This window comes from Citrobacter amalonaticus, assembly GCF_018323885.1.
GTDB classification, from domain to species: Bacteria; Pseudomonadota; Gammaproteobacteria; order Enterobacterales; family Enterobacteriaceae; genus Citrobacter_A; species Citrobacter_A amalonaticus.
Genome location: NZ_AP024585.1, coordinates 3,962,145 through 3,984,444, shown reverse-complemented (window position 1 = coordinate 3,984,444; position 22,300 = coordinate 3,962,145). Strand labels below are relative to the sequence as shown.

18 protein-coding genes and 2 pseudogenes are annotated in these 22,300 nt (G+C 51.3%); 14 read left to right on the top strand and 6 right to left on the bottom strand.

Going from position 1 to position 22,300, the window contains the following annotated elements:
- Positions 1–209 precede the first annotated feature (209 nt).
- The 6 genes from lsrR to KI228_RS18830 all read left to right on the top strand — a co-directional run bounded on the left by lsrR (position 210) and on the right by KI228_RS18830 (position 8,779).
- A complete protein-coding gene (gene lsrR, locus KI228_RS18855; protein ID WP_043001820.1) occupies positions 210–1,166 on the top strand; it encodes a transcriptional regulator LsrR in 957 nt (318 codons plus the stop codon).
- Positions 1,167–1,274: 108 nt separating this feature from the next.
- Positions 1,275–2,867 (top strand): autoinducer-2 kinase, encoded by a 1,593-nt coding sequence (gene lsrK / locus KI228_RS18850; protein ID WP_061069584.1) that lies wholly within the window; start codon positions 1,275–1,277, stop codon positions 2,865–2,867.
- A 12-nt stretch (positions 2,868–2,879) separates the two neighbouring features.
- On the top strand, positions 2,880–3,230 hold the full coding sequence (locus KI228_RS18845; RefSeq protein WP_042999277.1) for a cupin domain-containing protein: 351 nt from the start codon (positions 2,880–2,882) through the stop codon (positions 3,228–3,230).
- Between the two features lie 245 nt (positions 3,231–3,475).
- Complete coding sequence (locus KI228_RS18840; protein ID WP_044256827.1) at positions 3,476–5,443, top strand: YjhG/YagF family D-xylonate dehydratase; 1,968 nt, start codon at positions 3,476–3,478, stop codon at positions 5,441–5,443.
- A 329-nt stretch (positions 5,444–5,772) separates the two neighbouring features.
- Positions 5,773–7,152, top strand: a complete 1,380-nt coding sequence (locus KI228_RS18835; RefSeq protein WP_042999279.1) for a glycoside-pentoside-hexuronide (GPH):cation symporter — start codon at positions 5,773–5,775, stop codon at positions 7,150–7,152.
- 10 nt (positions 7,153–7,162) lie between these two features.
- Complete coding sequence (locus KI228_RS18830; protein ID WP_141227649.1) at positions 7,163–8,779, top strand: glycoside hydrolase family 43 protein; 1,617 nt, start codon at positions 7,163–7,165, stop codon at positions 8,777–8,779.
- Between the two features lie 12 nt (positions 8,780–8,791).
- Here KI228_RS18830 and KI228_RS18825 read toward each other — a convergent pair.
- Positions 8,792–9,373 (bottom strand): annotated as a pseudogene (locus KI228_RS18825) (IclR family transcriptional regulator); the annotation flags it as partial.
- Between the two features lie 66 nt (positions 9,374–9,439).
- Here KI228_RS18825 and KI228_RS18820 point away from each other — a divergent pair.
- Positions 9,440–10,444 carry an IS110-like element IS5075 family transposase gene (locus KI228_RS18820; RefSeq protein ID WP_000427614.1) on the top strand — a complete coding sequence of 335 codons (1,005 nt, stop codon included), beginning with the start codon at positions 9,440–9,442 and terminating at the stop codon, positions 10,442–10,444.
- A 250-nt stretch (positions 10,445–10,694) separates the two neighbouring features.
- Here the strand turns inward: KI228_RS18820 and KI228_RS18815 are convergent.
- The 3 genes and pseudogenes from KI228_RS18815 to KI228_RS18805 form a co-directional block, all read right to left on the bottom strand.
- Positions 10,695–10,880 (bottom strand): annotated as a pseudogene (locus KI228_RS18815) (helix-turn-helix domain-containing protein); the annotation flags it as partial.
- A 207-nt stretch (positions 10,881–11,087) separates the two neighbouring features.
- The gene (locus tag KI228_RS18810) at positions 11,088–11,804 is read right to left on the bottom strand and encodes an SLATT domain-containing protein (RefSeq protein WP_052443875.1); all 717 of its coding nucleotides are present in this window, start codon (positions 11,802–11,804) and stop codon (positions 11,088–11,090) included.
- Positions 11,805–11,999: 195 nt separating this feature from the next.
- Positions 12,000–12,872, bottom strand: a complete 873-nt coding sequence (locus KI228_RS18805; protein ID WP_061069586.1) for a phosphorothioated DNA-binding restriction endonuclease — start codon at positions 12,870–12,872, stop codon at positions 12,000–12,002.
- 141 nt (positions 12,873–13,013) lie between these two features.
- Here KI228_RS18805 and KI228_RS18800 point away from each other — a divergent pair, with 141 nt between their 5' ends.
- On the top strand, positions 13,014–13,649 hold the full coding sequence (locus KI228_RS18800; RefSeq protein WP_046401429.1) for an HNH endonuclease: 636 nt from the start codon (positions 13,014–13,016) through the stop codon (positions 13,647–13,649).
- A 48-nt stretch (positions 13,650–13,697) separates the two neighbouring features.
- Here the strand turns inward: KI228_RS18800 and KI228_RS18795 are convergent, their stop codons facing one another.
- A complete protein-coding gene (locus KI228_RS18795; protein ID WP_044253839.1) occupies positions 13,698–15,611 on the bottom strand; it encodes a sigma-54-dependent Fis family transcriptional regulator in 1,914 nt (637 codons plus the stop codon).
- Between the two features lie 236 nt (positions 15,612–15,847).
- Here KI228_RS18795 and KI228_RS18790 point away from each other — a divergent pair, with 236 nt between their 5' ends.
- The 6 genes from KI228_RS18790 to KI228_RS18765 all read left to right on the top strand — a co-directional run bounded on the left by KI228_RS18790 (position 15,848) and on the right by KI228_RS18765 (position 21,062).
- Entirely contained in the window at positions 15,848–17,044 is a 1,197-nt protein-coding gene (locus KI228_RS18790; RefSeq protein ID WP_044253842.1) for a CaiB/BaiF CoA transferase family protein, read from the top strand.
- 11 nt (positions 17,045–17,055) lie between these two features.
- Positions 17,056–17,973, top strand: a complete 918-nt coding sequence (locus KI228_RS18785) for a hydroxymethylglutaryl-CoA lyase (protein ID WP_141227647.1) — start codon at positions 17,056–17,058, stop codon at positions 17,971–17,973.
- Between the two features lie 20 nt (positions 17,974–17,993).
- Positions 17,994–19,343, top strand: a complete 1,350-nt coding sequence (locus KI228_RS18780) for an MFS transporter (RefSeq protein ID WP_044253848.1) — start codon at positions 17,994–17,996, stop codon at positions 19,341–19,343.
- A 235-nt stretch (positions 19,344–19,578) separates the two neighbouring features.
- A complete protein-coding gene (locus KI228_RS18775) occupies positions 19,579–19,998 on the top strand; it encodes a hypothetical protein (protein WP_042999289.1) in 420 nt (139 codons plus the stop codon).
- A gap of 618 nt (positions 19,999–20,616) precedes the next feature.
- On the top strand, positions 20,617–20,817 hold the full coding sequence (locus KI228_RS18770; RefSeq protein WP_042999290.1) for a hypothetical protein: 201 nt from the start codon (positions 20,617–20,619) through the stop codon (positions 20,815–20,817).
- 20 nt (positions 20,818–20,837) lie between these two features.
- Complete coding sequence (locus tag KI228_RS18765) at positions 20,838–21,062, top strand: hypothetical protein (protein ID WP_042999291.1); 225 nt, start codon at positions 20,838–20,840, stop codon at positions 21,060–21,062.
- On the opposite strand, the gene KI228_RS18760 is transcribed toward KI228_RS18765, so the two are convergent.
- On the bottom strand, positions 21,046–22,245 hold the full coding sequence (locus KI228_RS18760; RefSeq protein WP_061069588.1) for an MFS transporter: 1,200 nt from the start codon (positions 22,243–22,245) through the stop codon (positions 21,046–21,048). The two genes, KI228_RS18765 and KI228_RS18760, sit on opposite strands and share 17 nt — an antisense overlap.
- Positions 22,246–22,300 lie beyond the last annotated feature (55 nt).

Sequence of the window (22,300 nt, the reverse complement as noted above, 5' to 3'; positions counted from 1 at the left end):
TGTATTGTGCGATTCGAATTGTTCATAACCTTATGACCTAACTGCTCATAAAACCGACGAATAGATCACGTTTCATGCTAAAATGATCGTCAATATTAAATTTGTTCAAACGAAAGCCACTGAATTGTGGGTTTAATCACAGTTATTAACGACCAATGAATGAACAATTGTGTTCAGAAATTCGATATGTTCAAAGTGAAGACAGAATGATGACTATTAATGACCCGATGATTTCCGAGCAAGGGATGTGTGAAGAAGAGCTGGTGGCACGTATTGCGTGGTTCTATTACCACGACGGTATGACGCAAAGCGACATCAGCAACAGACTGGGGTTGACGCGGCTTAAGGTGTCGCGCCTGCTGGAAAAGGGGCATCAGTCCGGGATTATTCGCGTACAGATTAATTCTCGCTTTGAAGGCTGTCTGGAATATGAAACCGAATTACGTCGTCGCTTTGACCTGAATAATGTGCGGGTCATCCCGGGACTTCCCGGCGCGGATGCATGTGTTCGCCTGGGGATCGGCGCTGCGCATATGTTGATGGAGTCACTCCAGCCACAGCAGATTCTGGCGGCGGGCTTCGGCGAAGCGACCATGAATACCTTAAAACGGCTCAGCGGGTTTATTTCTGCTCAGCAAATTCGCCTGGTGACGCTGTCGGGTGGCGTGGGGCCTTACATGACCGGGATTGGACAACTCAACGCGGCCTGTCCGGTCAGTATTATTCCGGCGCCGCTTCGCGCCTCTTCTGCGGAGATTGCCCGGACGTTAAAAAATGAAAATAGCGTCCAGGATGTCCTGCTGGCCGCCCAGGCAGCCGATGCGGCCATTGTCGGTATCGGCGCTATCAACCAGAAAGATGAGGCCACCATTATTCGCTCAGGCTATATCACGAAGGGTGAACAACTGATGATTGGCCGCAAAGGCGCGGTGGGCGACATTCTGGGTTACTTCTTCGATGGTGAAGGGCAGGTGATCCCGGAGATGAAGATTCACGATGAACTGATTGGGTTAACCCTCAATACCCTGAAGACGATCCCGACCGTGATTGGCGTCGCCGGGGGCGTGAATAAAGCGGAAGCGATCGCCGCCGCGATGAAAGGGGGCTATATCAACGCATTGGTCACCGACCAGGAAACTGCCGCCGCCATTGTCAGCGGACAGTAATGCGTATCTGTCGTGCAGGCGTACGGCAGGGGAGTAACAGAATTTCCGTTTGTACCGTGGAGAAAGCATTGACGACCTGACAGATATAATAAGCCGAGGACTAAAACGATGGCCCGACTCTGTACCCTCTCTGACTCAGAACATTACCTGATGGCACTGGACGCCGGAACTGGCAGCGTCCGCGCCGTGATTTTCGACCTGGAAGGCAAACAAATTGCGGTGGGACAAGCGGAATGGCGACACCTTGCCGTACCGGATGTGCCCGGCTCGATGGAATTTGATCTGGGAAAAAACTGGCAACTGGCCTGTGATTGCATTCGCCAGGCACTGCATATCGCCGGTATTGCGCCGGAAGCAATAGCTGCCGTTTCCGCCTGTTCGATGCGCGAAGGCATTGTGGTCTATGACGCAGAGGGAACGCCGGTCTGGGCCTGTGCCAACGTGGATGCCAGAGCGGCACGGGAAGTCAGCGAGCTTAAAGAGATCCACGACTACACCTTCGAAAGCGAAGTCTATCGCAGCACCGGCCAGACGCTGGCGTTGAGTGCCATTCCGCGTCTGCTCTGGCTGGCGCACCATCGTTCGGACATCTATCGTCGCGCCTCGACGGTCACGATGATCAGCGACTGGATGGCCTATATGCTCAGCGGCGAGCTGGCGGTCGATCCTTCCAATGCCGGAACCACGGGCCTGCTGGATCTCAAAACGCGCGACTGGAAACCCTCACTACTGCAAATGGCCGGACTGCGGTCGGATATTCTCTCGCCGGTCAAAGAGACCGGCACGCTGCTGGGTAGGGTGACGGCTCAGGCCGCTACCCTGTGCGGGCTGAAAGCCGGCACGCCGGTGGTGGTGGGCGGTGGTGATGTGCAGTTGGGCTGTCTCGGCCTTGGGGTTGTCCGTCCGGCGCAAACCGCCGTACTGGGCGGCACATTCTGGCAGCAGGTCGTGAATTTACCTGCGCCGATTGTTGATCCTGATATGAACGTGCGGGTTAATCCACACGTCATTCCGGGAATGGTACAAACCGAATCGATCAGCTTTTTTACCGGCCTGACGATGCGCTGGTTCCGTGATGCCTTCTGTGCCGAAGAAAAGCTGATCGCCGAGCGCCTGGGCGTCGACACTTACACACTGCTGGAGGAGATGGCTTCCCGGGTACCGGCAGGGGCATGGGGCGTGATGCCGATTTTCTCCGACCGGATGCGTTTCAAGAGCTGGTATCACGCGGCCCCCTCATTCATCAATCTGTCCATCGACCCGGAAAAATGCAATAAGGCCACGCTGTTTCGCGCGCTGGAAGAGAATGCGGCCATTGTCTCGACCTGCAATTTGCAGCAGATCGCCGATTTCACCGGGATCCACCCCACGTCGCTGGTGTTTGCCGGGGGAGGCTCGAAGGGCAAACTCTGGAGCCAGATTCTGGCGGATGTGTCAGGGCTGACGGTCAACGTTCCGGTCGTCAAAGAGGCGACGGCGCTGGGCTGTGCGATTGCCGCTGGCGTGGGGGCCGGGATCTGGTCATCCATGGCTGAAACGGGCGAACGACTGGTGCGCTGGGAGCGGGAGCATGTTCCGGACAAGGAGAAACATGCGCTTTATCGGGAATCGCGCGAGAAATGGCAGGCGGTATATCAGGAACAGTTAGGTCTGGTCGATCACGGGTTGACGACCTCTTTGTGGAAAGCGCCGGGTTTATAACAGGAGATCGTCATGATTAAATCGAATGAAGCGCAGCATGAGTACCGTTTTGGCGACAGTGGCCCGAAATACCTCATTCGTGGCCCGGTGTGTGATATGGGCGTCGTCATGCTCCAGCCCGGTCAGTCTTTTCCCAACCATCGCCACATCGAAGCCTGTGAAATTTTTTATACCCTGGCAGGCGAAGTGACGCTGTACCTGAACGGTGAACCCTACACATTAGGCTCCGGGGATGTGATGCACTGCGATCCCGGTGAAGCGCATTTTCTGGTGAACAAAGGGGAAGTGCCGTGGAAAGGGGTCTTTGTGAAATCGCCTCATATACCGGGTGACAGTCATCCGGTTGAGCCTGCCGGGTATTAGCTTTCGGGATCATCAACGGTCGGATAGTCAGTGGCTGTCCGACCATTTCGTTAGCGTAACCTTCTCGTTACATTTCGTTGCTTACCGTTTTGTGATCAAGGCTAAAAAACGCACAGCCTGCTCCTCTCTCTGATTTACCTCTACGCATGGCCTGCATTACAGTTAATCTATAAATAAGAACGTTGTTCTATAATGTAGAACAATAATGGAGCGACCTGAACCCCGACGCTCGGGAGAGTGTGACAATGTCTATCAACACCATTTTTACGCCGCAGGATGAACCGTTCTATGCGGTGAAAACCCACGCTGCCGGCCCCCAGGGGGCATTGCCGCTGACGCCGCAAATGTTACTGGAGTCTCCCAGCGGTAACCTTTTCGGCATGACGCAAAATGCCGGAATGGGCTGGGATGCTAACAAACTCACGGGCAGAGAAGTGTTATTGATTGGTACGCAGGGTGGTATTCGCCACTCAGATGGCCGCCCTATTGCTCTCGGTTATCACACCGGGCACTGGGAGATTGGCCTGCAAATGTCGGCGGCGGCAAAGGAAATTACCCGTCTCAGTGGCATTCCTTTCGCGGCATTTGTCAGCGATCCGTGTGACGGTCGTTCGCAGGGGACGCACGGCATGTTTGATTCGCTGCCTTATCGTAACGACGCGGCGATTGTCTTTCGCCGTTTGATTCGTTCGCTACCGACACGGCGGGCGGTCATTGGCGTGGCGACCTGTGATAAGGGGTTGCCCGCAACGATGATTGCGCTGGCGTCAATGCACGATCTGCCGGTGATCCTCGTACCGGGCGGGGCGACATTACCGCCCACCTTCGGCGAAGATGCCGGAAAGGTACAAACCATCGGTGCTCGTTACGCTAATAATGAGTTGAGTTTGAAAGAGGCATCCGAACTGGGGTGTCGCGCCTGCGCGTCGCCCGGCGGTGGATGCCAGTTCCTGGGGACCGCAGGGACATCACAGGTAGTGGCGGAAGCGTTAGGACTGGCGCTGCCGCACTCAGCGCTGGCGCCGTCGGGCCAGGACGTGTGGCTGGAGATTGCGCGTCAATCGGCGCGGGCAGTGATGGCGCTGGATGAAAAAGGGATTACTGCCCGCGACATCCTCACCGACAAAGCGATAGAGAATGCGATGGTGGTGCATGCGGCCTTCGGAGGCTCGACGAATCTGCTGCTGCATATACCGGCGATCGCCCATGCCGCCAGATGCCGCCTGCCGGATGTGGCGCAGTGGAGCGCGATCAACCGCAAAGTGCCGCGCCTGGTCAGCGTGTTGCCCAACGGCCCGGATTATCACCCGACGGTGCGTGCATTCCTGGCGGGGGGCGTGCCGGAGGTGATGCTGCACCTGCGTCGACTGGGACTACTGCATGAAGATGTGATGACGGTAACCGGGCAAACACTCGGTGAAAACCTCGACTGGTGGGAGCACGCCGAACGTCGGGCGAAATTCCGTCAGTGCCTGCGCGATCAGGACGGTGTGGATCCTGATGACGTGATCCTGTCGCCGGAAGGGGCAAAAGCGAAAGGGATGACCTCCACAGTGGCGTTCCCGGTGGGTAATATCGCGCCAGAAGGGTCAGTGATCAAAGCGACGGCGATCGACTCGTCTGTGGTGGATGATGACGGTGTTTATCGCCATACGGGCAAGGCGCGCGTATTTGTCTCGGAAGAGGCGGCGATCAAAGCCATCAAACAGGGGCAGATCCAGCAGGGCGATATCATGGTGATTATCGGCGGTGGGCCATCCGGCACTGGCATGGAGGAGACTTACCAGCTCACTTCGGCGCTGAAGCATATCTCATGGGGAAAAACCGTATCGCTCATTACCGATGCCCGTTTTTCCGGCGTATCCACCGGCGCTTGCCTGGGGCACGTTGCGCCGGAAGCGCTCGCGGGAGGGCCGATCGGCAAATTGCGCACGGGGGATGTGATTGAAATTGTGGTCGATCGCTTGTCATTGAAAGGAAGCGTGAACTTTATCGGCAGCGCACAAGCACGACTGACGCCGGAAGAGGGCGCGACAGTTCTGGCGGAGCGCGAGTTACATCCCGACCTGAAGCCCCATGACTATCTGCCTGACGACACCCGACTGTGGGCTGCATTGCAGGCGGTAAGCGGTGGAACCTGGAAAGGATGCATCTACGATACGGATAAAATTATTGAGGTGATTAACGCCGGGAAAAAAGCACTTGGGCTTTGAATAATTAAAATTAATTAATCAGTCGCCGGAACACTATTTTCGGCGACGAATAATATTGTCCTGAAATATATTATCCTTCACGGGAGGATGTCTTTTTTTTATTTTCTTGAAAAGTGCATCGTTATCACAGAAGTTAAAATACATAACCGCTAAAGCAAATATGACAATTGTTGTCTCATCGAATCCCTCTCTACAATCTTCCTCGTAAGCATCATCTGGTAAGCATACGGATAAAGGGTGTATTCCTCACAAAGTTCACGTTCAGATATTTAATTTTGTAGGTCCCGGTCATTCGGAACGTATTTCTCTCATATTCTCTGGAGGTAGAAATGCAGTTAACAATGAAAGATAAAATTGGTTATGGACTGGGGGACACCGCCTGCGGTTTCGTCTGGCAGGCCACGATGTTTTTACTGGCCTACTTTTATACCGATGTTTTTGGTTTGTCGGCAGGCGTAATGGGCACATTATTCCTGATTTCACGCGTGCTGGATGCGATAACCGATCCATTAATGGGGTTAATGGTTGACCGAACGCGTACCCGCTACGGCCAGTTTCGTCCCTATTTGTTGTGGGGAGCGATCCCGTTTGGTATTGTCTGCGTATTAACGTTTTATACGCCTGATTTCTCCGCTCAGGGCAAAATCATTTATGCCTGCGTCACCTATATTTTATTGACGCTGGTTTATACCTTTGTGAATGTCCCTTATTGTGCCATGCCCGGCGCCATTACCGCTGATCCAAAAGAGCGTCATGCTTTACAATCGTGGCGTTTTTTCCTGGCCGCTGCCGGTTCATTAGCCATTAGCGGCATTGCCCTGCCGTTGGTAAAAATTATTGGCCAGGGGGATGAACAGGTCGGCTATTTCGGCGCGATGTGTGTATTGGGTATTTGTGGCGTAGTGCTGCTGTTCGTGTGTTTCTTTACAACGAAAGAGCGTTATACGTTCGAGATTCAACCTGAATCATCGGTTAAGAAAGACCTTAAATTGCTGATGGGGAATAGCCAGTGGCGAATTATGTGCGCCTTTAAAATGATGGCAACCGGTTCGAACGTGGTTCGCGGCGGCGCAACGCTCTATTTTGTCAAATACGTGATGGACCATCCTGAGCTGGCAACGCAATTTCTGCTCTATGGCAGCCTGGCGACGATGTTTGGTTCTCTTTGTTCGTCTCGTCTGCTTGGCCGATTCGATCGCGTGACGTCGTTTAAGTGGATCATCGGCATTTATTCACTGATCAGCCTGAGTATTTTCTTTATTCCGTCAGACAATATCGCGCTGATATTTGCGCTGAATATTGTGTTCCTGTTTGTCTTCAATACCACCACACCGCTGCAATGGTTGATGGCCTCCGATGTGGTGGATTATGAAGAGAGCCGAAGTGGGCGTCGCCTTGATGGCCTGGTATTCTCTACCTATCTTTTCAGCCTGAAAATCGGTCTGGCCATTGGCGGCGCGCTGGTGGGCTGGATCCTTGCCTTCTCCAGCTACTCGGCAAGCAACGCCGTGCAGCCAGATAACGTCCTGATGACCATCAAAATCCTCTTCTGCATCGTACCGGTCGTGCTTTACGTCGGTATGTTCACACTGCTTTCGTTCTACAAACTGAGCAGCAAGCGTGTGGAAGAGATCAGCCAGCAGCTGCAACGTCAGCGCACCGCGCAGCCTGAGAGCAAACCTGCCGATGCCGCTGTGGCAGTGAACTGAGGAGAGAACCATGTATCAGATTGAAAACCCGATCCTGACCGGCTTCAACCCGGACCCGTCTCTGTGTCGTGTGGGCGAGGATTACTATATCGCCACCTCAACCTTTGAATGGTTTCCCGGTGTGCGAATTTATCATTCTCGCGACCTGAAACACTGGTCTCTGGTCAGTACTCCGCTCGACAGCGTGGCGCTGCTGGATATGAAAGGCAATCCGGATTCTGGCGGCATCTGGGCGCCTTGCCTGAGCTATGCCGATGGCAAATTCTGGTTGCTGTATACCGACGTAAAAATCGTTGATTCGCCGTGGAAAAATGGCCGTAACTTCCTAGTTACCGCGCCATCTATTGAAGGGCCGTGGAGCGCGCCTGTGCCAATGGGCAACGGCGGGTTTGACCCTTCACTCTTTCACGATGCGGATGGACGAAAGTATTACATCTATCGCCCGTGGGGGCCGCGTCATCACAGTAATCCTCATAACACCATTGTGTTGCAGGAGTTTTTTGCTGACACGCAAACCCTTTCGCCGCAGCGTTCAACGCTCTTTACGGGTACTCCATTGGGCTATACCGAAGGGGCGCATATTTATCGTCGCGAGGGCTATTACTATCTGATGGTGGCGGAAGGGGGAACCAGTTACGAACATGCCGTGGTGGTATTGCGGGCAAAAAATATTGATGGGCCGTACGAACTGCATCCCGATGTGACGATGATGACCAGTTGGCATCTGCCGGAAAACCCCCTACAGAAGAGTGGTCACGGTTCACTGCTGGAGACCCATACCGGCGAATGGTATCTGGCGTATTTGACCAGCCGTCCGTTACATCTTCCGGGAATTCCGCGATTAGCGGCAGGCGGGCGGGGATACTGTCCGCTCGGGCGTGAGACAGGGATTGCGCGTATCGAGTGGCGTGACGGTTGGCCCTATGTTGAAGGGGGCAAACACGCGGCGCTGACGGTGCCGGGGCCACGTATGACAGAGCAGGCTAGCGTTGGAACGGGAGCGTGGCGAACGGATTTTGACAGTGAAAGGCTCGATCCGGAATTGCAGACCCTACGTATTCCGTTTGATGACCAGCTTGGCTCGCTGACCGCCCGACCTGGATTTTTACGTCTGTATGGCAATGATTCGCTGAACTCCACCTTTACCCAGTCAACGGTCGCTCGCCGTTGGCAGCATTTCTGTTTTCGTGCTGAAACGCAGATGGCCTTTTCCCCGCGCTACTTCCAACAAAGTGCGGGGCTAACCTGTTACTACAACAGTAAAAACTGGACGTACTGCTTTATGGACTGGGAAGAGGGGCGCGGACGAACGTTGAAGATTATTCAACTCGATCACAACGTGGCGCACTGGCATCTTTACGATAATCCGATTCTGGTGCCGGAGAATGCGGAAAACGTCTGGCTGCGAGTGGATGTGGACAATCTGGAATACCGCTATAGCTATTCATTTGACGGTGGCCAGTGGCAGACCATTCCGCTAACGTTTGAGGCGTGGAAACTGTCGGATGACTATATTGGCGGCAGAGGCTTCTTTACCGGGGCATTTGTTGGTTTGCACTGTGAGGATATTAGCGGCGACGGCTGCTACGCCGATTTCGCCACCTTCTCTTATCAACCGAAAGTTTAGCGAGACACAGGGTCAGGGTTGACGATAGCCCAGCGTTATCGACAGCCCCAGCCCGGCATCCATCAGTTTCTGACGCCAGGCGGCCAGCTCGGCGTCGTTTACGCGAGAAGTGAGAGTGGAGAGGCTAAGGGCTGCGATAACCCGTGATTCATGATTCCAGACCGGTACCGCGACGCAGCGCACGCCGGGCTCATTCTCTTCGTTATCCATCGCATACTGGTTATGGCGGGTTTCTTTCAGCGCGGCAAGTAGCGAGGCGCGATCGGTAAGGGTGGCGGGGGTAAAGCCATTGAACTGATACCCCTCCAACACCGCAGCAAGTTCTTCCTCATCCAGCCAGGCAAGCAATACCTTACCGATAGCCGTGGCGTGAACAGGCAAGCGGCGACCAATTCGTGAATAAGCGATGGCAGCCTGCTTACCTTCTATTTTCTCAATATAGACGCCTTCGTTGCCGTCCAGAATACCCAAATGGGTGGTTTGTCCCGTTTCCTGCGAGAGCCGGATCAACCAGCTTTTTGCCTTCTGGCGAATATCCATTGTGCCAACGACAAAGTGGCCACGCTCGACCAGTTTCATTCCCAGACGGTATTTAATGAGATGGTCACTCCCTCCTTCCCAGTACTATGCTGAGGACAGGCTTTCATTCGGAGAACCATCATGGAAAACATTGCGCTTATTGGTATCGATCTGGGTAAGAACTCTTTCCATATTCATTGTCAGGATCATCGTGGGAAGGCCGTTTACCGTAAAAAATTCACCCGACCAAAGCTAATCGAATTTCTGGCGACATGCCCGGCAACAACCATCGCGATGGAAGCCTGTGGCGGTTCTCACTTTATGGCACGCAAGCTGGCAGAGTTAGGGCATTTTCCAAAGCTGATATCACCGCAATTTGTCCGCCCATTCGTTAAAAGCAACAAAAATGACTTCGTTGATGCTGAAGCTATCTGTGAAGCAGCATCACGTCCATCTATGCGTTTCGTGCAGCCCAGAACCGAATCTCAGCAGGCAATGCGAGCTCTGCATCGTGTCCGTGAATCCCTGGTTCAGGATAAGGTGAAAACAACTAATCAGATGCATGCTTTTCTGCTGGAATTTGGTATCAGCGTTCCGCGAGGTGCTGCCGTTATTAGTCGACTGAGTACCCTTCTTGAGGACAGTAGTTTGCCTCTTTATCTCAGCCAGTTACTGCTGAAATTACAACAGCATTATCACTATCTTGTTGAGCAGATTAAAGATCTGGAATCTCAGTTGAAACGAAAGTTGGACGAAGATGAGGTTGGACAGCGCTTGCTGAGTATTCCCTGCGTTGGAACGCTGACTGCCAGTACTATTTCAACTGAGATTGGCGACGGGAAGCAGTACGCCAGCAGCCGTGACTTTGCGGCGGCAACAGGGCTGGTACCCCGACAGTACAGCACGGGAGGTCGGACGACATTGTTAGGGATTAGCAAGCGGGGCAACAAAAAGATCCGAACTTTGTTGGTTCAGTGTGCCAGGGTATTCATACAAAAACTGGAACACCAGTCTGGCAAGTTGGCCGACTGGGTCAGGGAGTTGTTGTGTCGGAAAAGCAACTTTGTCGTCACCTGTGCTCTGGCAAACAAGCTGGCCAGAATAGCCTGGGCACTGACGGCGCGACAGCAAACTTACGAAGCATAAAGGCAGAAATACACCAGTTTAAACAATCATTCATCTGGTTTTGCGAATACTGATATTGATGATACTAACGGCCCACCGGCCTGTTGAGGAACCTGTAAAACGGAAAGGCTCATTGAAGCCGTATATTTTCTGGAGGTTCATCAGGCGCGGAACTCATCGAGGCGCGGGAATAAAATCCCATTCAGACGCCGGATAGATTCAAGCAAGCCAACTTGTCGTCAAAATCGGTGTTGCAAAAACGGGAGTGACCATAGATTCCGTTTTCCGGGTTCTGATCGATATAGCCATGCAACTGAAGCGTTTTAAGAAGAGAGTGGAGGGTACTTTTGCTCAATCCCATCAGTTTGCTTATCTCGGTGATTTTGAGTTCCGTAGCCTGTTCATTAAACAAGTCGAGGATCTGCAAAGCACGTTCAACAGACTGAATTATTGGCATAATTTTCCACCGTCCACGAAGAATTCTTCTTGTGTGACCGTACTATTTTCGAGGGTGAAAAGCAATGCCGGACACGCTGGCATGATGCAGTTTCAGGGCAGATAAGTGCAGGTGTTACAGGGCACGCTGAGTTGATGAATCGTTCTGTGTGGGCGACCTGCACCGGTTTGATTGAGAACGGGCTTAATCGCCCGTTGTACGATGAGATTAACAGGATAATGTCAGATAGCATTTCACATAGCGTAAATAATCTCTTTTCCTGATGATTTTTAATGACCATAATACGTAGGCGATTTTTATCTTTATATTCACACTTACAATAGTACTTAGCTTTAATGTCGTACGTTTTTTCTTGGTGCTAAATTTTATAATATCCTTTTCCATCTCGGCTAGTTTTCCTTTGATGGCATTGCGTCGGTAAGCATTCATACTCATCGCTTTGAATGAGTCGCTATTATTCGTCGGACATGACTCACCCTCTTTGTTTATCTCCAGATATTTTTCTAATAAAGGTTCGTATTCTTTTATTTTCTCATTATAATTGTTTTTATTGATTTCATTTAAAAGAGATCTTGCTTTCCTGGATATTTCAATATAGGCATTGCCGACATATCGATGTTGTGCCGTTTGTTTCTCTAAACCAAGAAAACCGATAATTGCAGTTGAAATACCAACTAATAATGGAAGAATATGACTCAAAGCCGTATCCCAGGAGGCCCAATGTTCTATTTGAAGATAAGAATTTAGTAATTCTAATATGCTCTTGCCTATTCCAGATGATATTACAGCGGAGCCTACGACGGCAAATAAACCCAGATAGATTCGCCATTTGTTTTTTCTGTCGGCAGCAATAAAGTGCCTGTCCTTGCCAATTTTACAATCATTTTCCAGATTCGCAATTTCAATGATTTTTTTCTCATTCATAAATATTAACTCTATGCTGTGAAAAGGGTAATTTTTGTGCTTTTCAATGATGTTAGCCTTATAGAAAGACCACTTGTGAGATATATGATAAAAGAGTTTGACCTAATCTAACGCTAGTTAAACGAAAGTATCATACCCTATTTTTTGTCATGGCTACTGAAAGTTCTAATGTTGCCTGAGCAAGCCTGATCTTTATCATCTCCTGAACACCTCTCTCCTATGCCAATCCACGAATTCGTCCTGCGGGTAGTATGCTTTTACCTGCGGTAGAGAAATGATCTTCCCCTGAAAATCCCAAAACAGCCTGCCGACGATCCCGCTACCGTTAACCGCTTCTGAAACCTGTACTCGCATATTCTCATCTAATCCAATGGATCCCTTATCAAAAGCTTTATGATGGATTGCGCAGAGGGCCAGACCATTCGGAATTTCGCAAGGACCACCGTACTGCTTCCATTTGATATGGGCAGCTTCCAGCGCGACAGAGGTATTGTCGTGCCGCATGTTGTAGCCGCAAATGGCGCATTCATAGTTGTAGGCTCGCAGTACCTGCTGGCGGAACAGGGGATCGCGCTGTTTACGAAGCAACTGGAGTTCAAATCCCAGTTCATCGGCGAGTTCTTCCTGAATACTTTCGGTAAAATGGGCTTCGAGGATTTGTCGGGCGAGTGAATTAATCAGTTTCTTACTTTTTATCAGATGGTCGTAATGTTGCTTATCAAAGCCGCCAGCAACGTTAAATTCAACCAGTTCACCAGCGGGAGGTTGTCGGCTACTGCCAAATGTGGAACAGCGCTCCGCGTTTTGCAGTTGCCAGAAACCGTCTCCCTGTAAACGCCAGAAGGGCATGTCCGGTCGGTACTGGGCGCGTTGGGGGCCAAATCGCTCCAATAGGCTACGTAGGTTATCGCGAACTTCCGAAGCATAATCAAACAGACGCCCATGACCTTGCTGATAACCCGCCAGTACGTATAACAGCAGTAATGGCTTATGCGGCGCGCGCTGCTCGCCTTTGCGCCAGATCGTCATGTCGGCAATTGCCTGTTGCAGCATCTGAATGGAACCCATTGATTTCATTACTCGAGAAATAATTGCGATGATGCTCGCAAAATACGGCCTGATCAAGCGGTGAAGGAGGGATACACTGGTGGGGTCACGGAGTCTTGCCAATGAGACAAGCAAAGCCCCGGATTACATGGATCATATCAAATGAATGAATTACCCGATCGATTGCCACGGAAATACATTATTAAAGCCATTCGAGCCTACGATGACGGGTTCCCTCATCTTTTCAAAGAGGCTCGACGCTATGAGGTAGTGTTTGATGGCCGCCGCTATCCTTCAAAAGCGATCGTGGGGATCGCGGCAACGTTGATGACCGGGAAAACATTCACGCCGCAGGATTTCTCGGGAGGTATCAAATCGAAATGCGTGCGTTTGTTGATTGAGCAAGGATTTCACATCGTGCAGGGAGAAAAGGGGGCTGCAACTGTCAGCGATACCCTTTTCCCCGATGAGCTAACATCGCAAATCGACTATGTGGAAGGAGCGGCTACGCAGGTGGTGGTGAATCGTTATGAACGCGATCGCAATGCTCGGCAGAAAGCGCTTGAGTATCATGGCTATCAATGCAAGGTGTGCGGCCTCGACATGTCAAAGGTATACGGCGAAATCGGCAAGGGGTTTATCCATATTCACCATCTGGTACCGCTTTCGGCGATTAAAGAGGATTATCATCTGGATCCCATTGACGATCTGATACCAGTTTGCCCGAATTGCCATGCGATGTTACACCGACATAATCCGCCATTGACCCCAGAAGAATTAAAGCAACGAATGAGTTGAAATAATATTGGACTCAGCAGGCGACCGGCATTGCGTCGTTGCCCTCCCTTAGCGGTCCATCTGATTATATTTTCGCCATAAACTCATTTTGCTGATCCCCAGATGGGCGGCGACTTTCTCTTGATCCTGTTCAAAAAGATCCATGTAGAACGCAATAATCTGTCGCTCGAGATCTTTAATGATGACTTTCAGTTGTCCTTTACTCAGATCCGCGACGATCCTCCCATTTGTCTGTGACGCGTTGCAGGATTTAAGCGCGTTAAAACCGGTCAGATTTAATATCTCAAACAGCGAAGCGTCCGGAAATCCGGCCGATAATAGTGCCAGTCGTTCAATGATAAAATTCAGTTCACGCACGTTTCCCGGCCAGTTGTAAGTGGAAAACAGGGCGATGAACTGCGCCAGTTTATGCCCGCAGCCCGATTTTTCGAGGAAGTGCTCAGCCAGAAAACGGACGTCGCCGTCTCTTTCCCGTAGCGGAGGCACCATTAGCGGTAAGACGTTCAACCGGTAGTAGAGATCGCCGCGAAACGAGCCTTCCTCCGCCATTTTTTCCAGCGATCGGTTAGTGGCGCCGATAATCCGCACATCGACAGGAATAATATCCTTTCCCCCCACACGCATAATTTCGTATTCCTGTAAGACGCGTAACAGGCGGCTCTGAATAGGCAGTGGCAGTTCACCAATTTCATCGAGAAATAAGGTTCCCTGATGCGCCAGTTCTATCAGACCTTCTTTTCCTTCGCGCCGCGCGCCGGTAAAAGAGCCCCCTTCATAGCCAAACAGTTCGCTTTCCAGCAGGGTTTCCGGAATGGCGGCGCAGTTAATGGCGACAAATGGACCCCGGTGGCGTTTACTCTGGTTATGAATACTCTGCGCGAATAGCTCTTTACCGGTGCCGGATTCCCCATAAATCATCACCGGGGAGTGGGTATTGGCATAAATTTTTGCCAGATGAATGACCGACTCCATGTGTTTATTTTGCGTGAGGATATGCTCAAACCGGTAACGGGCAGTGAAGCCTTTTTTCATCAGCTTGCCGCGAATAATCCGCTCCACTTTTTGGATTTGCGGCGTATCGGTAAACGAACACACCACCCCAATACACTGCGTACCACGAAATATTGGCACCCGGCTGGTAATGATGGAGGTATTGTCCAGATCCATAATCTCCCGGATCTCGGGGGATTTTGTCAGCAATACCTGGTTAATCCGCGTATTTTTAATGACCGTATCCACCGGTTTGCCAATCACCTGCGAGGCCATCAGGCCAAATATGTTCTCGGCGGATTTATTGAAGATCTGGATCTCGTTATTTTCGTTGGTGACGATGATCCCTTCCGTAATTGAGGAGAGAATGATCTCCAGTCGCGCCATATCCTGTTGCTTGCGGCGGGTCGTCTCCACGATTGCCATCGCTTCGCGCAGCGCGCTGTTCACCGATTCCAGACCATTTTCGATCAGAATCCCGTGCATCTCATAGTGTTCCGCCGTGTCTGAAACCGGTAATCCTCCCGCCACCGTCTGGAAATTACGTGCACGGCATTTTTTGAGTTTATCCACCATATCGGCATGCGATAAAAAGATAAATTCTTCTATCTCCACTTCCAGTGCGGTTGCCACCAGATTTACGTCAGATAAATAGTTCTGATAATTGAAAAAGGCGATTTTATGCGGATGTTTTTTCAGTGGTGTGAGCGATTTAAGCAAATCCAGCGCGGACGTGAGAATACGTACTACCGGAATTTTGGTTACGCGATCGATATAGTCCGCCGTACCGCCACGGCTGATAATGATGTCATAAAAATCAGGGTCGAGATTTCGCGCAATCCCCGCGGCTTTTTCCAGGCTTCCGTGAAAAACATGGCAGTTAAAAATACCGGCGCACTGCTCAGTCACCACGGCTGCCAGTGCCGGATAGGGGGTTATTAAGGCCAGATTCGGTAACGTTTTATGTGACATAAATCACCATGGAAAATTTGTGGCTATCACAAACCAATATCACAACTGTTATGAATTTCAAAATTGAAAGCCATTTTTCTTTCTCTCAGATAAATAGCAAAATGCAATAAATCTATTTGTTTCATTTGGTTAGATTAAATACTTCCGATTTATTCATTCCTGGCACACATATTGGATTAGACAATCTATAAGGCAAGCGGCCTTGTGCTCTATCTAATAAAAAAGTGAGGGAAGGAATGAACAAACAGTCTGGTGTTTTAAGCGGTGTTCGTGTGCTGGATTTAACCCGGGTGCTGGCTGGCCCTTATTGCGGAATGATGCTGGCGGATTTCGGCGCGGATGTGATTAAAATCGAATTGCCGGGGAAAGGGGATGATTCGCGGGCCAACGCGCCGCAAATTAATGGCGAAAGCGCCTACTTTATGAATTTAAACCGCAATAAGCGCGGAATGACGCTGAATCTTAAATCTGAAGAAGGTCGGCAGATATTTCTCGATTTAGTTCGCGACAGCGATGTGGTTCTGGAAAACTACCGTCCGGGTGTGATGGAAAAACTGGGACTTGGCTATGAGGATTTGCGTAAGGTGAATCCGGCGATTATTTACGGCGCCGTTTCCGGCTTTGGTCATACCGGCCCGTATTCGAAACGCGCGGGTTACGACATCATCGGCCAGGCCATGAGCGGACTGATGAGCACCACCGGTTGGCCTGATACGCCGCCTACGCGCACCGGGACTGCTATTGCGGATGTGGTCGGGGGGATGAGTTGCGCTATTGGCGTGCTTGCCGCTTACGTCAACCGCCTGAAAACCGGTGTCGGCGAAAAAGTGGATATTGCGCTGGTCGATTCGATGGTGTCGTCGCTGGAAATTATCAACATTATTTACCTTAATACAGGACGTATTCCGACACGTATTGGTAACCGCTATGAAGCGATTTATCCGTATGACTCTTTCCAGGCGCGTGACGGTTACGTCATTATTGCCTGCGGCAACGACAAATTATATGGCCTGCTGAAAAACGTTCTGCAAATCAGCGCGCTGGAAGATGAGAAATTTAAATCTAACCTCGACCGCGTTGCTCATCACGCCGAGCTGAAAGACATTATCGAATGCTGGACCCGCGATTTAGATATCGACACCATCGTGTCGATGCTACTGGATGCCGGTATACCTTCTGCGCCGATCAATACCATCGACCGCGTGACTCAGGATCCGCATATTGCTGGTGCCCGCGAAATGTTTGTCGATATTGAACACCCCGTCGCCGGGAAAATTACCATGACCGGCAATCAGGTTAAATTCACGAACAACAAGGCGACCATCAGAATGCCTGCGCCCACGCTTGGTCAACATAATTACGAAGTGCTTAAAGAACGTCTGGGCTATTCAGATGAAAAAATTGAGCAGCTTATTCGTTCCGGCATTCTGTAAGGGGTTCTGCCATGTCGACATTTATCCAGATTACTGAAGTCGGGCCAAGAGATGGTTTTCAGAACATCAAAGCGTTTATTCCTACCGATTTAAAAATAAAAATTATCGATCGTCTGGTCGAGTCGGGGATCGGCGCGATGGAAATCACCTCGATGGTTAGTCCTAAGGCGATTCCACAAATGAGTGATGCCCGTGAGGTTATTCAGCATGTTCTGAACACGCATCCGCATATTATTCCGTCAGTGTTAGTACCGAACGTGAAGGGGGCCAGTCTCGCCAGTGAGGCCGGTATTAAAAATATTAACTATGTGGTTTCGGTCAGTCCGGCGCATAACAAGGCCAACATTAACCGGACGCATGCCGAGTCGCTGGAGGATCTTTATAAAATTCGCCACACGTTCCCGAATATGACTATTACGCTGTCGCTGGCGACGGTATTTGGCTGCCCGTTTATTGGCGAGACCAGTCGTGAAACGCTGATGGATATGATCAAGTTTGCCGATGATCTCGGGATTTCGGCGGTAACCCTGTGCGACACCATCGGCGTCGCCAATCCGACTCAGACATTATCTGTACTGCGCGGGATCCAGCAGAAATTCCCCAAAATGGACATTGGTTTGCATCTGCATAACACCCACGGTATGGCACTGGCCTGTATGTTTGCTGGCGTTCAGTCGGGCATAACGCGCTTTGAGACCGCTGTCGGTGGACTGGGCGGGTGCCCGTTTGCGCCTGGGGCCGCCGGTAATGCCGCCACCGAGGATGCGGTGAATATGTTTAACCGAATGGGGTTCGATACCGGTATCTCACTGCCTGACCTGCTGGATATCGCAAACCTGATCCGCAGCACGATTGAACCGACGTTGTTGAGCAGTCTTTCGCGAGCCAGAACCTACAGTGAATTTGATTTTTGCAGCGAAAAAATCTGACCTCTGATACGGAAACAGACATGATGAATAATAATATCGGGAAGCCGAAGATGACCCATTACAGATGGTGGGTCATGAGTTTTATTTTTGTAACCTACACCGTAGCTAACGCCGATCGCGCAAATATCGGCTTTGCTATTCCGTTTATTCAGGAAGAATTTCAAATCTCAAATACCATGGCAGGACTGTTAATCAGCCTGTTCTTTGCCGGCTATGCGTTTTTTCAAATTCCTGCCGGGTACTTGATTAAGAAGTTCGGCATGCGTAATGCATTTGCGATGGGGATGTTATTAACCTCCGTATTTACGGGGTTGATGGGAATGGTGAATAACATTTTCCTGCTGAAGATCCTGCGTTTTATGGTGGGCGTCTGTGAGTCACCGGTGGTTATTGGCTCGACGGTGACTATCAACCAGTGGTTTCCCCCGAAGGAAAAAGGGACGGCAACCGGGCTGTTTCTGGCAGGATCCAAGTTTGGTCCACTGATCGTCCCGCCGCTGTGCGCCTGGATCATCACCGTCTGGGGATGGCGCTATATCTTTGTCTTCTTTGCCATTCCGGGCTTGCTGTTGGCGATCTTCTGGTATCTGATGGTTCGCAATAAGCCGGAAGAGAGCCGCTTCGTGAATGAGCAAGAGGTCGCTTACATCCGCGAAGAACAGCTTCCGGCGACGACTCAGGAAGCCGCCGCACCGGCCGTTCCTGAGTTCAATTACTGCTGGCTCGACAAGCTAATTCGCACAAAGCAGGTTGAAGAACTCTCCTGTTCAAAACAGGTCTTCCGCTGCTGGGATATTTATGGCGTCGCGCTGGGATACTTCTCGATGGTGGGGATTGTCAGCGTGCTGATGTCATGGCTGCCCAAGTATCTGATCACCGAACGCGGATTCGATCTGACGAGTTCTGCCGCACTGGCGGCGGCGCCGTTCCTCGGGACGGTCATGGGCAACTTTATCGGCGGCGTGCTTTCTGACCGGGTGCTGAACAAGCGTCGTAAACCGCTGATGTTGCTCAGTGCCGGGGCGACGATCTTCACCATGTACTCGCTGGTTTATGCGCCAGAAAGCAAAATCGTTCTGTCGCTGATGCTGTTCCTGCTGGGGCTGATGCTGTCGCTGGGCTATTCGGCTTACTCGGTCTACGCGATGGGGCGGGCGAATAAAGACATTTATCCGATCGCTTACAGCGTGATCAACATGGGCGGGCAACTGGGTGGCATGTGTATGCCGCTGATCGTGGGTATTATTCTGGATGCTTACAACTGGGATGCGGTATTCATGGCGATGACCGGGTTCTGTGTTCTGTGCTTTATTCTGGTCTCCACGGTCATTGAACCGTTGTCGAAAAATATGAAGGTCAACTACCGGTAACCCGTAGGATACTGTGCGGGTAAGCGCGTGGACTGCTTACCCGCACGTTGAACGGCGCATCTGTAGGCGCTATCGCGTCAGGTCAATGAAAGGTATGAAACGGCACGCGCTGATTACAACTTTCCTGTTATGGAGCGCGGCCGCAGAGTTCATAAAAATTAGTGTTACCCCTCCTGTTCGTCATCGTTTTATCCGGGCGGCCTGCATAACTGTGTTTGCGCAAAGGTGATGATGTATGGTTGATCGAATGTGCGTTCCGCCACTGGCTTCACGACGGGTGAAGCGAACTCAAATTCGCTCACGCGATAAATGGGTTGAAACGGAGCTGTTTGTTGAGCAGGGCGTCAGGTATTTCTTTCATGTCACCGGAAAGTGGTGCGATATGGGGCATTATTGTGACGCGAACGGTTACACCGTCGGCTATTTGAATTTTGCCCGACTCTGGCTGCGTTGCCGCCACGAATCTGCGACCTGGTTTACCCTGATTGGTACTATTGATAAATCAACCGATACCATGTTTGTGATTGGCGACGGCACCCGGCTCAATAATGGCTGGATTGCGCCCCGCAGCGGTGAGTTAGTGGTGTTTGCAAATGATATGTCGGGGATGTACTGGAATAACTTTGGTTCCGTCGTGCTGGAAGTGTGGCGATGAAAAGTAAAGTCAATATCACCCGCGGATGACAGGCATGTCTGGTGGCGTAAAATTTAGTGTACAAAAGCAGTCGGTATTTGTGCGCTTCATCAGATTCTTACCAAAAGCTGGCAAAATTCAGCTTTTAAAATTGATCCATGTCAATTGATACGCACTTAATTTGCGTCGTTAAAAAATGTCCTTATTTACGACTTGTTTACCTTTATTGCGTTTATGGTGGCGGTGGTAAGACGTCTGATAACAAAGAAAAGAAGTGACGTTAGCGAAAATTATTGAAAGAGATCGTCGTAACTCTCTCTAAAAAAGCCAGTTATTGCCTTCAAAGTAAACATTTATTCTGGAAGTAACTTATTGGCGCATAGGAATTTTCAATAATCGTGGTGAATGTTTTGCCGGAAGCGCAGGGGCTGAAATGCACTGAATTAATCAGAACATGTAAATAAACCCTGACATCATTAGCCTGCTACGGGCTATCTTTCACTTGAAACAGCGTTCCATTTTAAGGCGTTTTCTTAACATTTCTATCACCCGGCTGCTGAAATTTTGTACGTTGACTTGTTATTCGACCAACTGCATATTCCTCCCCAGTTAAGACGACATAGCCTTCAGGAGCCGACGATGCCTTCCCGCGATTATCCCGATACCCGTAAAGCCAGGGGAACCCGTTCTAAAGATATGGTGCTGTTAAGCGCCCGTGTTGAGACGACGCTATGGGACTACGTTCGGGCGTTGGCGTTAGAAACGCGTAAAAGCAAACAGGACATTATTGCCGAAGCGCTCATGCTGCATCGCACCGCCAATGAAGGCGGCCGTGAATAAGTGCGGGCGGATTTTACAGGATGATGTTTTTACCTCTCTGGCGCGCCATGGCGTGTATTACCGTCACCGCATTAGGACTGACCCTGGTCGTGACAACCGTCTCGCTCATGACGTGGGAACTCAGCGTAACGCTCTTTCCCTGGTCAACCGCGACAACCAGTAAAATCGTCACGGCTTCGCTGCTTTACGAATTACTGGAGTGGATCCACCAGGTCCCCCGCATTATGGTCAGCGCATGTCTTTGATGCGGCACGCCAACAAACGCTTTTGTTTATAGAATTGCAGGGCGCTGATCGTCGCGGCGATAAATAACGCCAGCGCGCCGCACAGCGTGGCATCGGTAATCGCCTGCGTGCCACTGCCTAACAGCGTGGTTAACAGCGGACCCAGAATCTGGCCGATACCGTAGGTCAGCGTCACAAACCCGAGCAGGTTGAGGTTTCCCGGCACAATAAGCTGTCGCGCGAGGGTCATGACCAGCGAGGTGGTGCCCATAAACGTTGCGCCGAACCCCACGCTGCTCAGCACCAGCAACAGCGGAGAGCCGCTGGCCAGCGTCAGGATCACACAGGCCCCCTGAATCACCAGGTTTGCCGTCAGGCATTGCAGCACTCCCCAGCGTTTCGCGGCCCACAGCCAGGCGAAGCAGCCCGGCACAATTGAGACACCGACCAACGTCCACAGATGAACCGTCAGCAGTGGAGAACCCGCCCCTTTCGCCATAAGCGGTAAATAGGTGGCAACGATGATGTAACCGAATCCTGCCAGTCCGTAGAGCAGCGCCAATAGCCACCAGCGCATCGGCTGTGGGTCACTTTTTGCCTGGGTGGCGGCAGGCAGCGTGTGGGCGTGGGACGGAAGCAGCAGCACCAGCAACATCGCCAGGACGGCCGAGAAGGCCACCGCCCCGATCCACAGCGCGTGGGAGGAGAGCGCAAAGTGCAGACCAGCAATCACGTACTCGTTACCCAGCGCAATCCCGACGCCGACGCCAGAAAACAGCGAGGCAATGACAAAAGGATTGCGGGTATGTTGTAGCACCAGCGTGGAGCCAAAGATCAGCATCCCGGCGCTGGCGACTCCCGCCAAAAAGCGCACCAGCATCACCACCATGGGATTGGAGAATAGCGCCATCGCGAGGATCAGTGCGCCGGTCGCCACCGCTGAACTCAACAGCATAGGGCGTAAACGTCCCGGCAGATGAAAAAGCCCGAACGAGAACAACAGGCTGCCGACCAGGTATCCCGCATAGTTGACGCTGGCTATCCACGACAGTTCGGAAAACGTGAAGCGCCCCTCAGCCAGCAGTACGGGCAGCATTGGGGTATAGAGAAAACGGCCAATTCCCATGCCCAGCGCGAGGACCATCATCCCGAAAAGGGCGGTGCGCAGTGAATACCGGTCTGCGATATGCGGTTGCTGGCTCATGCCGTACCCATTGTTATTTGTCGTGAGCGAAATGCGAGAGTAACAAATTTATAAC